Genomic DNA, 13,285 nt, shown 5'->3' on the forward strand with positions numbered 1-13,285 from the left:
CCATTATCCAAATAAAGATGCAAGAAACAAACAATATGTTATCAGTTCTTGACAGCTATACACTAGACAACCCGGATGAGATCGCTAAAGAAATAGCCAACGACTTCCGCAAGCGACGTATAGAGAAGAATCTGACACGCGAACAAGTGTCAGAGAAGGCAGGTGTAGCAGTCAGCAATATCGTGCGATTCGAACAGAAAGGCCTTATCTCACTCAAGAACCTTATCAGCATAGCAATGGCATTAGGTTACACTTCGGAGATAAAGAAGCTTTTTTCCGAACCAAAATACTCCACCATGGAGGAGCTACTACAAATCCGCAAGAATACCAACAAGAAAAAAGTACATAAGTAATGAGAATCAAAAAAATAGAAAGACTTATCGTAAAGTATCACGAACAGATAGTCGGGACGCTTTCGCTCACTCCCGACAACAAACAGTGTGCCTTTGAATACGATAAAGCATGGCTTTCCAACGGTTTCAGTATATCCCCATTGGAACTTCCGCTGAAATCGGGATTGTTCATCGCAAAGCCCTCACCTTTTTATGGGAATTTCGGTGTTTTCGAAGACAGTCTGCCCGATGGCTATGGTCGCTACCTCTTGCATAAGGCCTTGCTCAAAGAAGGCATCAACGATACCCAATTGTCAGCGCTCGACCGTCTAAGTCTAGTGGGAAATGGGGGTATGGGAGCACTCACATACGAACCGGAAACCAGCATAGGTACTTCGCATGAGCCCCTTGATTTCGATCTGCTGCAAGAAAAGGCCTTAGAAGTGTTGCATGAGAAGAACGACGATGACGTAGAACTTCTTCTTTTTAACAGCCGAAATAGCGGCGGATGCAGACCCAAGGCATTGTTCTCCAACAATGAAGGGCATTGGATGGTGAAGTTCCGCCATACATACGACCCTCAAGACATGGGATTGATAGAATTTCATTACAATGAGTTAGCACGACAATGTGGCATCCGCGTTCCAGACTTCAAACTGATCAACGGTAAGTATTTCACGACACGCCGCTTCGACATCTCGCAAGATGGAGAACGTTTGCATACAGTCACAGCCGGAGGGCTGCTTAACATTCCACTATCCAACCCAATTCTCGATTATAGCAACTTACTGGCCCTAACTGGCTATCTAACGCAGAATCCTTTAGAAGTGGAAGAAATGTTTCGTCGTATGGTTTTCAACTATTTCACAGACAACAAAGATGATCATTGCAAGAATTTCAGTTTCACAATACAGAAAAGTGATACCAGCACATGGCAATGGCATCTTGCTCCCGCCTACGATCTCACCCTATGCACAGAGGGTTATAATGGTGAACATGCGACTTCGGTCAATGGAACCGGACATCCCACCATTCAAGACATGATAACCATCGGTACTAAAAACAAGATGAATAAACCGCGCTGCATACGAATCATTGAAGAGGTTAGGACTGGCTGCGGAGATTTGTTGCGGAACAAAGACTGGTAAGCACTCAATTTAGGACACCCCCCTTTGAAAGGGCACATAAGTGTGCATTAGACTGAGTATTTTCAATATATCCGCTTGTCGCTCCGATAACTCGACCAATCTGAATCATATAACCTTTCATACTGTTGCGCTATAATCTCCCATCGGTAACGGCGATTAGCAATCTCTTTCATATCTTGACCTATCACAATCGGATCTAAAATCTGAGCAGTTAATAGCTTTATAAGTGTTTCAGACGAGTCGAAATAGATAGCCTTATTTTCTGTAGACTCTCTATTGTAAACGCAATCAAAAGCGATTATAGGCTTACCAAAAAACATTGCTTCCACAAGAGAGGGATTAGTGCCTCCTGCACTATGCCCATGTATGTACAGCCCACAGTGACTTCTCAAAACATTAAGAGTCTTTAAATCATAGATAGCAGGAATAATGGTAATATTATCATATAAACTGAAGCGTTCTATCAATTCTTTTCCGTAAGAGTTCTTCTGCCAGTTTCCTATAAAAACAAGATGTTTATCAGGTGTTTTACAAAATGCCTCTAATATGGTATGCACATTGTTTTCCGGCTCTATCCTACAAATAGCAAGAGCGTAATTACCAACAGCTAAACAATACTTACTTAATATTTCATCTGATTCTACAACTGAAATATCACACAAGACATGATCACCTCCATAAGCTATCAATTCAGACTCTTTTCCATATTCCTTTTTGACATAATCAGTAATCCCTTTATTATCAGTCACGATAACATCGGCGTATTTCACCGCCTGTTTCTCTGAAAATCTCAAAAACTTACGTACCCACTTATTCCATTTATCCCTTCTATGCTCAAGACCATCAATATTAATAACAAGACGTTTCTTGGAAAACAATCTATATAAAGGAAGAAAAGCGCAGCCTGAAACTCCTAAAATCAATACGACATCGCTTTTCCGCCCGGCTCTTATAAGAGAGATGATATCATAAAAGATGCTTTGGATACCATTTGCGTTTAAACCCACATATTCTATCTTAGCGCCATGATATACCCAGCGTTCGTCCGTGTAAGATTTTCGACTGCAATATACGGCGTATTGTAAATCCTCTGAATGATTATACTCAATCAATTGTTCGACTAGCGTTTCAAATCCACCATAATTTGCCGGAACTCCGACAGTACCGATGATAGCGACTTTCATTGATATATAATTGAAATTAATACAACATGAGAGAAAAACTCCACATAGAATATTTTACGATCAAGCTAGAACTTCTTCTACCAAACGAAGATAAGTATTGATTACATTTTCTATACTAAACCTTTCCAATGCATATTTACGACTTTCAATCTTGAAGCATTCACGTTCTTCCGAAGAAAGATGATACATCCGTAAAATAGCATCATACAACGCATAAGAATCTTTAGGAGGTATGATAAAACCGGTTTTTCCATCGATTACCAATTCACGGCATCCTCTGTTATCTGTTGTTATAATAGGAATACCCATGCTAAGAGCCTCCATAAGACTTCTATTCATCCCTTCATTATAGTAAGATGGTAAAACAACACAATCAGCATCGCCTATGAATTGCTGGAGATTGTTTAAATGCCCCATGTATTTGAAAAGAAAGTCTTCCTCTGCCATAGCTATTTCCTCTCGTGTTATCTTTGCGGGATGAATCTCATCGATCCCCCCACATAGATAGAAATCTATATTCAGCCTGTTTTTTTTACATAAACGCACCGCTTCGACAAACTCTTGATAACCTTTCGTTTTCAGGACACGGGCAATCATCACCACTTTAAAACGTAATGAGTTTTCAGGTTGTAACAGGGGAGTATATTTATCGGTATCAACACCCTCTCCTCCCCTCAAAAGCAATACTTTATCTAAAGGATAAAGATTATATTTTTCAACAAATCCGACATCTTCCTCATTTAAGAACACAGACCTTTCATTAACTTTCAACAGTTTACGAAGCACCATCATGCAAGCAGTCGATTTAACAGAACTTTGCCCGGCCATACCAGATAACACAGAACTAATTCCCGCGAAAAAAGAGATAGATGGAACACGTAAAAAACGTGCGACCAAGCTACCCAACAGTATTGGCTTGATCGTATAATTTATTACCATATCAGGTTTTACCTCCTTGAATATTCTATACAATTGACAGAAATATTCAATCCCGTCCTTTACGCCTTTTGACGTTCTATTCATTAGGACAGGCTGATAATCTACCCCATATGGAACAGTTATCTGATCGTGGTCAGAGATAGGTGCCACTATTACCACCTTATACCCCTTCCGGAGTAAAGCCTCTATTACTTCACCCCTGAAATGGAGCAAAGCACCTAAATGATTATCATTCAATAATATAATCGGGATACTGGGGGGGGGGGGGGTTATCTGCCCTTTTAGATCTTTTGCCAGTTGATTACATACTAAATTCTTATCGTATCTTTTACCAGTCTCTATGCAATTATATCTCAATTCTTCCTTCGAATCGATATCCATCCCCATATATTTATAAATCCGATCCACAATCCCGTCTATATCTTTTACAGGGACCAACCAGCCATTACTACCATTCTCCACATAGGAGGCGATACCTCCGATATCGCTTCCTATAACAGGTACACCACACGCCATGGCCTCAATACCTGTCAGCCCTAGACTTTCACCAGTCCTACTACTACTAAAAATCAACAGATCCATGCCCCGATAATAATCTCCTAACTTTTCTTGAGGAACTCCATTGACAATCGTAATTTCTTTTTTCAGATCATGAACATCTATAAAGCGCATCACCTCATCGTAACAACTACCATACCCAACGACCGAGGCTTTAAACACGACACCATTTTGTTTAAGTCTGTCACAAGTTTGCAAAAACTCTCTTATGCCTTTGTCAATCTCAAGCCGACCGACATATCCTATATGTAAAGCAAAATCATAACTTTTAGTTTCAAGAGGGAAAAACAGAGCCGGATTTATCCCACCAGATGGCGATACGATGACCTTAGACGCAGGAAGAATATTCCGGCCAACCACGATATCCTTGAAATATCGAGAAGGAACTACTATCGCCGAAGCATATTTTCTGCAAAATCTTTGGGTGACCTCACCTAATATCTTGGTATATCCTTTTTCCTCATACATCAAATCTTCACCATGATAGTTTACGACAATTTTGGGTGTACGAAACTTATAAAGAAAATTTAGTAATGGAATAGCCTGATTAGGAAAATGTATGTAGATGAAGTCATATTCCTTGAAAAAGCCCTTGATTATGGCTAAATAAAAAACCACATATTTCAATAGCTTATCGATGCGTCCCTTGCTTCCTCCTCGGATCACAGCCATGCAAGACATATGCACATCATCCTGAGATAGCATCCCTTCACACACATTTTTCACAAAGCAGCCGTAACCCGGGCTATCTAGGGTCGGATACATATTTGAGATTAGAAAAAACTTCACGATTATATTGTTGTTAGATTTTCAAATAAAGTTTCCCATTGCCGTATTATACTTTCCGGAAGATATTTCTCAGCCTCACGATAAGCGGATTTACCCATACCCTTGCGTCGATTTACATCTTTAATAAGCGCTATAATTTCATCAGCCAGTCCTTTGACGTTTCCATTTCGCACCAATACTCCCGCATCACCATTCCCAATCAGATCCCTAGGACCACATTGACAATCAAATGAGACGATTGGCAAACCACATCCCATCGCCTCCAGCATAACCATCGGAAGCCCCTCATAACGAGAAGCAAGAACATATATTGAAGAATGAGAAAAACGATCATAAATATCATCAACCGGTTTTTCTATAGCGACAGAAGAAGACAGTCCCAAACTATCAATCTTATCCAAAAGAACATCCTTCAATTCCCCACTTCCATAGATTTCCAAATTCCACTCCGGACAATGCGCATGAACGATTTTCCACGCATCAATCAATCGATCATACCCCTTTTGAAACGATAGACGTCCGGCCGTAATCACCATTTTCGAATCTAAGGCCGCCGGCTCGAATGACCTACGATCTATAAAATTAGGGATTACATGAAGATTCTTCACGCCATTCCAATTCAAACGATCTTCCTCTGTCAGACAAACAAAAGCATCATACTTCTTGACATTCAGTTTAAATTTATAGGTAAGCCATCGATTGGCCAATCTCCAAATTCCCCGTTGATCCAATTGTAGGCGATAAAAACGAGAAAAATGTATCTCAACGACCTTTTTCCCGCCTGATTTAAGTCTATGAAGAAAAACTATTTCATTTCCAAATGTAGAAATCGTAATATCCGGGGCTATATCACAAAGTATCCACTCCAGTTTCTCACGATGTCTAAACAACTTGATTTGTCGTTTTATCAATTTCTTGACAAATGGCAGACTCTCTATATCATCATAATTAACCCCAAGATCCAGACATCGCACATCCGGATCTATAGGAAAGAACGAGTTTCTACCTCTTTGATTGGTAGTTACGATCGTCACTTCATGACCTAAGCGAGATAAATGATTCGCTTTACAGATAACAATACGCTCCATCCCGCCTGAATTAAATGTACTTTGAAGGCAATAAACTATTTTCATAAACAAGACTTTAAGATTGCCAAAAGAACTTGAAAGCAGATGTATTTTCCGGTAATTTCGCTTCATAAAAAACCGAAGAATAATCCATTGAAAGCAACAGCATATAACAGCAGCACATAAAAAAAATTTTATAGCTCTTCCGGTAATTTGAAATCAAATAATAAAGAGTATAAGCATATATTACAAGTTTCATATAATAAAGAGGCAAAAAGACACGTGAGACAACATTTGTTCCATACAACACTATTTCCGCACATACGCCCCAAAAGAAAAGATTATAAAACTGAGTGAAACCTACTGTAGGGAAATAAGCCCGGACTCTATTAGAAAAAAGGATCGTGACAAAAACCAGTGCCACACGTATCAAGGTACGCCCCCCCCAATTAGGATCCATAAAAAGAGCCTCTAGGACATTAAAACCTTCGTACTGAGAATATCCCAAAAAAGATGCTATCGCAGAGAAATCCTCAAACTTATCAAGGATAAAATGAGAATATCCCAAATAAACACAGACAATAAATGTTATATTCTGAAACAGATAGGTTCCACACATATTCTTCCTTAATCTAATAAACGGATACAAAGGAAGTAGCAATATCGCTGATTTATGAAAGAAGAACGTACATAAAACAATCCAAATCGCATACTTTGCGAACGATATAAAATTGATCCGACTCACCAACCATATAAAACAACAGACAAACGTCATTTGACGTACCAATGTCATCATAACCATAAATTGAGAGGAAAGTAGAACAATAAAGATCCATGGTAATAACTCTGGTTTGTTCTTAAAAGCTAAAATGATAAAGAATACCTGCAAACAACAGAAGAAACCAAAAAAGAAAGAATAATGCAATCCTAAAGCTCCTATGATTTTACAGATCCAATAAAATCCAGGCTCTATTATATCATCGGGAATTTCCCCATTTTGAATGACCTCATATATTTTTTTATAACTTAAGTAATCTATCCCCACCTCATACCTTGTCCCAAATATCAAACTAAAAATTAATATCACACAAAATAGGATTCCCCAGTAATGATATAATCTGTTTGAATCAGGCCTTTGGTAAAACTGATTTGCGGTGTGACCTAAAAAAGGCAAAGAGATCAGCAAAGACGTATAAACCACAAAACTTTCTAGTACACTTAGCGACAACATCATTTATTATACTTTATCTAACTGCACCAACAAATAATCCATAGCTCGCTCACGTTCCGAGCGAAGCGTCTGCTCCACTCTTATATAATCTACAGGACGTTCCAAAACAGAACAAATCATAGATTGATTACCTGCCAACACCTTCCTCTCACACAAACCTAGTTGGTCCAATAAGAAATCTAACTTTTGACGGTTCGAACTACGAATTAAGCTACAAAACGGCCGATGTGTAATGACCGAAAAGATCGTGCCGTGAAAAGTATCAGTGACAATACATTCAGCCCCTTTAAACCAAGCTAACACATCAAAAGGAGTTGATGGTAAAACAGCCTCGTCACACCAGTCATAACGGCAAAACACAGAGACTAGTCGTAATTTCTTTAAACGAGCATAAGTCACAATCTCCTTTATCTCGCTCTTATTCCCAATTCGGCCTTGATAGCTATAAATTACCATATAAGGGCTACACGTCTCCATACACCTAGCCTCTATTTCATCTTTATAACCATAGATCAAGACTGGATCCAAATGAATCTCAGACTTTATGCCAGTAAGGTGCTCTACGATATCATACGAATTCTGATCACGAACAGAAATGGCAGATAAATTTTCTTTCATCGTTTGCCCAATCTCCCCATCTACCTGTAGCTTTTTCAACAACCCTAATGTAGTATGTCCAAATGAGCCTGCGTATGATACAATCCGATCCGCCTGTGGAATATGCCCATAGAGTTGCGACGTATATCCCCAAGTTGTTTTTTGGCAACAATTGAACACTTCGTCACTACCTATAAATACCACGTCAAAATGATTCGGATTTATCTCGTCCAAGCTTAGCTCCGGCCATTGAGATTTGAGACTTTTCGCTAATTTCACCATAAATTTCATGTCTCTAATCTTTGCAGGTAACTGACCTTGAACGAGCAAAACAATGGCACGAAATAACTTTTTCAATAATGAATTTTCCTGTTCAAAGCCAGCCAAAGAACGTCCTTTCTCTATGTCTATAAAATAAACATCATCCGCTCCATTTTGTAGCAATAACTGTTTCAATGCATACGCCTGCAAGAAAGAACCATAATTTAAGACCCTTTGCATGGAGAGTATTCCCACTACTTTTCCCATTTAAATATTCTGATTAATTTATTAATGATTCGTTTCGGCAAACAGCATAACTTATACATGATCAACATAGATCGCAACGAGTGGTCGGAACAGAAATGCGCAAGAATCCATGACCGTAACCTCGGTCTACGAGGACATTCCTTCATCTGTCCTTCCGCAACAACATTAAAAGGATGTTCTATCAACTCACAACCACAAGAACGCAATATTTTATTACCCTTTTCCGTGAAGGCAACCGCCGCACTCACGCCATCCTCATCCGATTTATAGGTATCCCCCCATAAGTCACCAATACGGATATCCGCAGCTGAACGATCATACTTATATTTACACATTTCATAGCAAGCCTTGCCCAAACATGCATCGCTTAAAAAGAAGCGGTAAAAATTGTCTCCTTGAGACAACCTTGAATTATAGAAACTTTTTTCCCTTATTAACAAATTGCACGAATCATGCCAATCAACCTTCTCCCCACGCTCTTTACCGTCTATTGACATCGCCCAGCTATCATGCCAACCCGTGAATTTATTACGCCATGAGACATAAGTAACTTTCCCTGTTATTTTCTCCACCTCCTGAAGATACTTTTGCCATAAACGCATAGAGGGGACACCATGGCAGAAGAAGTCCATTAAAACAAAATTATCTTCTACATCAAACTTTCGGATATACCTACGGAAAGAATCTATCTGGCAAGGCGTACCAGTCACCAGATATTTTTCTTTTCGGTTAATCGCCTTAAAACCTTCAATCGTATAACTTTGTATATATTTACTACCTATACTAGGTATTAAATCCTCCACGGTCGTAGCTATGTAATGCTCGGCCCTTGCCCGCTCCACATCATAACGCACACCGCATACCTTATAGCCTTCCTCTATCAAGGTCCTCCCCAACTCAAAACTTACACCCCCCGAGGAGCACTTTCTCCGTACAGCCACATCTTTACACCAAGCCGCATAACTGTGAATCTCAGTACGCCGCAAAGATGGCTCTTCCTGCAAAAAGGAACATACCTCCAAACATAAACCACAACCTACACATTGATCAGGATCGACGACCTGCGGCTCATAAAAGCCCTCTTTATTCAATCCAATCCCTATAATTTTTTTACCGCAAACCGTAGCGCATACACCACAACCATAACAATCTTTTATCTCACCTATATTTCTCATCTGTAAATTAAGGATTTTCCGCTTACTCAGTAATAGACGGGGGAAACGAATCAAAACGTATTAAAAATTAAAGTTTGCAATATCTTAATTAAGACATTCACTTATGTTTCACTTATAATAATTAAAAACACCCTCGAAATAATACTTTATAAACAGCAACCATTTCTTAAATTGAAAATTACAGACATAGATAGCAGTATTCGCAATTAAATACTTTATAATACCGCATATACCATAATATCGAGAATATATATACCCCTTATTTCTATGGACACAAATAAAACGAGTTCCAAAAACATCTGGTACCTTCCAGTTATAAAAGGAAATATAATTATTCTTATTTACAGATTTGGGGTGTAAATGCACAGCCGACGGAACCGTTGCAATCTTAAATCTATTCTTTTTTGTGCGTAAAAAATATTCTATTTCATCTCCCCAAATAAACATTTCTTTCTTAATAAAGCCTATTTTTTCTATCACTTCACGACTAACAAAAGTACCATTAAAAGGATTAGCGACATCTTCTATAACAGGTTTCTTCTTCGCATCCTCTACTGTATAAACAAGCCTTCCTTTCGATAATCCAAAAGAAAAATGCGTAGGATCTTTTATGTCAAGCACCAAGGCATTGGCGTATTGCAAATGGTACTCAACTGATTTATTATACAATTCTTTCAGTTCCTTCCTATCAGGCAATCCGTCATCATCCATAAGCCAAAGCCAATCATATCCACGGTTAAAAGCTTCCTTCATCGCTGCATAAAAACCACCAGAACCACCGTCATTTACCTTCTTCTGAATATATACAACAGACATCGACCGATTTGCCACGATGATATCCCCTTCATAAACAAATCCACTCTCGTTTTCGTACCGAAATATTAGACCGGGGAACATGCGAGTGGTTATCTCCTCAAAGGTAGAATCGGTGGATACATTGTCTACTATGACAATGCCATCGGGCAGATATTCTTGTCGCAATATAGCATTTAAACATCTAATCAACAGATCTTTCCTATTATAGGTTACAACGCAAGCTCCAATAGTTTGTTTCATTTTAGTTTAATTTGAATTTATTATTCTAAATACTTTCTCCACAACCGGCCCCATATCATAATACTTATACTCCGCCAATCGGCCTCCAAAAATCACGTTCTTTTCTGTTTCCGCAAGTTGACGATACTTTTCCGCCAATAGCATATTCCGCTCGTCATTCACCGGATAATAAGGTTCCATTCCTTCTTTCCATTCTGTTGAATACTCCTTTGATATAACCGTCTTCGGGCATGCATTCACGGCATTTCCGAACATCTCAAAATGCTTATGCTCAATGATACGTGTATAAGGAATATCTCGCTCCGTATAATTCACCACGGCATTACCTTGATAGTTACAGCACTCATGGATCTCCTCCTCAAAGCGTACCGTTCGATATTCCAACTTGCCGAAACAATAACCATAGAACTCATCAATCTTACCGGTAAATACAATCTTATCAGCCAAGGATTCACAATAGGTACGATCCGCAAAGAAATCAACGTTCATCCGAGTTTCCACTCCCTCCAGCAAACCTTCGATCAATTTATTGTAGCCTCCCACCGGAATTCCTTGATAAGTGTCGTTGAAATAATTATTGTCGAACACGAAGCGAACGGGCAGACGCTTGATGATAAAGGCGGGAAGCTCCGTGCACTTCCGCCCCCATTGCTTCTCGGTATAACCCTTGATCAAGCGCACATAGATGTCCTTCCCGATCAAGGTCAACGCCTGCTCCTCCAAGTTCCGGGGTTCTTTCACCCCTGCGGCTCTCATAGCCTCCATTGCCTCCGCCTTCTGTTCCTCTATCTTCGCCTTCGCCTCTTCCGGGGTTCTCACGCCCCACATTTGGTAAAAGGTATTCATATTAAAAGGCAAATTATAGAGTTTTCCTTGATAATTGGCAACCGGGCTGTTCGTATAACGATTGAACTCCACAATGGAGTTCACGAAGTTCCACACCTCCTTGTTCGAGGTATGAAAGATATGCGCACCATACTTATGTACATTTATACCCTCATTCTCCTCACAATAGATATTCCCGCCCAAATGAGGGCGTTTATCGATCACCAAGCATCGTTTACCTCGCTTTCGGGCAAAGTAGGCGAACGTGGAACCGAACAAGCCGGCTCCGACGATCAAATAATCATATGGTCTCATTTATTTTTTGATTAGTTTAGTAGCGTAACTAAAGACCTCCAAGAAAAGGACATCTCGCTTGATCCACAAAAATCCGGCATACGAGAAAACGCCGACCATCACGCTTGCCGCAATCAATGACCAGCTATTCGAAATCAAAAGGCTCAAACCCAAAAGGGCGAACGCCATCAAAACGGAGGCCTGAAGATAATTCAAGTAATCCCGCTCAAACAAGCGGATCGGCAAAGATCTACGTCCTACGACGATTTGGATAAGCAACACGATTAACTCGGCTCCAAAAGTAGAGATGGCCGCACCTACCGCACCCTGCAAAGGGATCAGTAACAAGTTCAAAAGGAAATTCAGCACGGCTCCTCCCACCGTACTCCAAATCACGATACTTTCCTTACCCAACGGATACAGGATCTGCAAGCCGATCACGTTGCTCAAACCGATAAACAAGATAATAGGGGCTGTCCAACAAAGTACGGGGACTGCCTCCAAGAATTCTTCCCCGCAAAAGATACATATTACAGGTGTCGCCAACACAATAAGCCCTACAATACAAGGCAGTGACAAACTTACAACCAAACGGTAGGATCTGTTCGTCACTTTCGAGAATGCCTCCATCTGACCGGTCTCTATCAGATTGGAACAACGGGGTAACAAAACAACACCCAAGGAGGCGACCACACTCAATACCACATGCGACAACTTATTGCCCGCCGTATAAAAACCCACAGCGTCATCGCCCCGCATAAAACCAAGCATCACCGTATTCAAATTCAAGTAAATGCTGGTCACCAAGTTAAAAACAAAAATACGCAGCGAGGGGCGCAGATGCCTCCAAATATGTAACTCAGCCCAAGTGACGGAATGGAAGGGTATCCACTTCCGCAGATGGATGAAGTTTATCAGGTTATTACCTACCGTAGAACCTACCAAGACAAACGCATAGATCAACAGATCGTCCTTGTCCTTGACAAACAAGAAAAGCCCCAACGCCGCCAACAAGCGAAAGCACAAGGCCCGAATCGTGATGAACTTAAAGTCCTCGATTGCTTGATAAAACCAATTCACACCCAAGCTTGTGAACAAGATCGTCAGGCTTAACGCATAGAATACGCCTAACTGCGCAGATATTTGCGACACATAGATACCCAACACGGCGACCGCCACATACCCGAACAAACAGAGAATGACGCTCAACAACAATATCTCCACCGTGATCCGGTTTCGAATGGCTACATCATCCCGATACTTAGCCACTTCCCGAACCGCGTACATCGGTATGCCTAAGCTGGTCGACAAGACAATATAGGCAACGATCGATTGCAGGAAATTCACGGCACCAATTCCTTCCGGCAGCAACACACGCGCGGCGTATGGGAATGTGATCACCGGGAATATGATCCCCGTAACCGTATTCAAGAAATTAAGGACGACGTTCGTCTTTAAGGAAGACATAAAAGGAGTACACAAAACACTCTCATCCCGCCAACAAATCAGCAGGACAAAAAACGAGTGTCTTGATTTAAAATGAATTTAAACTATAATTTATC

11 protein-coding genes are annotated in these 13,285 nt (G+C 40.3%); 2 read left to right on the forward strand and 9 right to left on the reverse strand.

The window, feature by feature from the left end; translation table 11 throughout:
* The first annotated feature begins 17 nt into the window (after nucleotides 1-17).
* Both DWY79_RS00555 and DWY79_RS00560 read left to right on the forward strand, forming a co-directional pair.
* Entirely contained in the window at nucleotides 18-353 is a 336-nt protein-coding gene (locus DWY79_RS00555; RefSeq protein ID WP_122368677.1) for a helix-turn-helix domain-containing protein, read from the forward strand.
* A complete protein-coding gene (locus DWY79_RS00560) occupies nucleotides 353-1,480 on the forward strand; it encodes a type II toxin-antitoxin system HipA family toxin (protein WP_122368678.1) in 1,128 nt (375 codons plus the stop codon). Before DWY79_RS00555 ends, DWY79_RS00560 begins: the two co-directional genes overlap by 1 nt.
* 62 nt (nucleotides 1,481-1,542) lie before the next feature.
* Here the strand turns inward: DWY79_RS00560 and DWY79_RS00565 are convergent, their stop codons facing one another.
* The 9 genes from DWY79_RS00565 to DWY79_RS00605 form a co-directional block, all read right to left on the reverse strand.
* Nucleotides 1,543-2,664 (reverse strand): DUF1972 domain-containing protein, encoded by a 1,122-nt coding sequence (locus DWY79_RS00565; protein ID WP_122368679.1) that lies wholly within the window; start codon nucleotides 2,662-2,664, stop codon nucleotides 1,543-1,545.
* A 60-nt stretch (nucleotides 2,665-2,724) separates the two neighbouring features.
* Nucleotides 2,725-4,950, reverse strand: a complete 2,226-nt coding sequence (locus DWY79_RS00570) for a glycosyltransferase (RefSeq protein WP_147431796.1) — start codon at nucleotides 4,948-4,950, stop codon at nucleotides 2,725-2,727.
* A gap of 2 nt (nucleotides 4,951-4,952) precedes the next feature.
* Entirely contained in the window at nucleotides 4,953-6,083 is a 1,131-nt protein-coding gene (locus DWY79_RS00575) for a glycosyltransferase family 4 protein (protein ID WP_008774037.1), read from the reverse strand.
* Nucleotides 6,084-6,093: 10 nt separating this feature from the next.
* Nucleotides 6,094-7,251: an EpsG family protein gene (locus DWY79_RS00580; protein ID WP_008774038.1), complete on the reverse strand. Its 1,158-nt coding sequence runs from the start codon at nucleotides 7,249-7,251 to the stop codon at nucleotides 6,094-6,096.
* A gap of 3 nt (nucleotides 7,252-7,254) precedes the next feature.
* Entirely contained in the window at nucleotides 7,255-8,373 is a 1,119-nt protein-coding gene (locus DWY79_RS00585) for a polysaccharide pyruvyl transferase family protein (RefSeq protein ID WP_034532238.1), read from the reverse strand.
* Nucleotides 8,361-9,548: a Coenzyme F420 hydrogenase/dehydrogenase, beta subunit C-terminal domain gene (locus DWY79_RS00590; RefSeq protein WP_008774040.1), complete on the reverse strand. Its 1,188-nt coding sequence runs from the start codon at nucleotides 9,546-9,548 to the stop codon at nucleotides 8,361-8,363. The genes DWY79_RS00585 and DWY79_RS00590 overlap by 13 nt, the downstream gene beginning before the upstream one ends.
* A gap of 108 nt (nucleotides 9,549-9,656) precedes the next feature.
* A complete protein-coding gene (locus DWY79_RS00595; RefSeq protein WP_008774041.1) occupies nucleotides 9,657-10,604 on the reverse strand; it encodes a glycosyltransferase in 948 nt (315 codons plus the stop codon).
* Nucleotides 10,605-10,610: 6 nt separating this feature from the next.
* Nucleotides 10,611-11,744 carry a UDP-galactopyranose mutase gene (gene glf, locus DWY79_RS00600; protein WP_008774042.1) on the reverse strand — a complete coding sequence of 378 codons (1,134 nt, stop codon included), beginning with the start codon at nucleotides 11,742-11,744 and terminating at the stop codon, nucleotides 10,611-10,613.
* Complete coding sequence (locus DWY79_RS00605) at nucleotides 11,745-13,190, reverse strand: flippase (protein ID WP_008774043.1); 1,446 nt, start codon at nucleotides 13,188-13,190, stop codon at nucleotides 11,745-11,747.
* Nucleotides 13,191-13,285: the final 95 nt, after the last annotated feature.

Origin of the sequence: Parabacteroides sp. AF27-14, from assembly GCF_003635425.1 — a bacterium.
Taxonomy (GTDB): Bacteria; Bacteroidota; Bacteroidia; order Bacteroidales; family Tannerellaceae; genus Parabacteroides; species Parabacteroides distasonis.

What these genes read in the sequence shown, in the direction of transcription:
- DWY79_RS00585 (WP_034532238.1), bottom strand. Translation starts at nt 8,373, where the DNA reads ATGGGAAAAGTAGTGGGAATACTCTCCATGCAAAGGGTCTTAAATTAT.
- DWY79_RS00575 (WP_008774037.1), bottom strand. Translation starts at nt 6,083, where the DNA reads ATGAAAATAGTTTATTGCCTTCAAAGTACATTTAATTCAGGCGGGATG.
- DWY79_RS00580 (WP_008774038.1), bottom strand. Translation starts at nt 7,251, where the DNA reads ATGATGTTGTCGCTAAGTGTACTAGAAAGTTTTGTGGTTTATACGTCT.
- DWY79_RS00590 (WP_008774040.1), bottom strand. Translation starts at nt 9,548, where the DNA reads ATGAGAAATATAGGTGAGATAAAAGATTGTTATGGTTGTGGTGTATGC.
- DWY79_RS00595 (WP_008774041.1), bottom strand. Translation starts at nt 10,604, where the DNA reads ATGAAACAAACTATTGGAGCTTGCGTTGTAACCTATAATAGGAAAGAT.
- DWY79_RS00560 (WP_122368678.1), top strand. Translation starts at nt 353, where the DNA reads ATGAGAATCAAAAAAATAGAAAGACTTATCGTAAAGTATCACGAACAG.
- DWY79_RS00605 (WP_008774043.1), bottom strand. Translation starts at nt 13,190, where the DNA reads ATGTCTTCCTTAAAGACGAACGTCGTCCTTAATTTCTTGAATACGGTT.
- DWY79_RS00555 (WP_122368677.1), top strand. Translation starts at nt 18, where the DNA reads ATGCAAGAAACAAACAATATGTTATCAGTTCTTGACAGCTATACACTA.
- DWY79_RS00565 (WP_122368679.1), bottom strand. Translation starts at nt 2,664, where the DNA reads ATGAAAGTCGCTATCATCGGTACTGTCGGAGTTCCGGCAAATTATGGT.
- glf (WP_008774042.1), bottom strand. Translation starts at nt 11,744, where the DNA reads ATGAGACCATATGATTATTTGATCGTCGGAGCCGGCTTGTTCGGTTCC.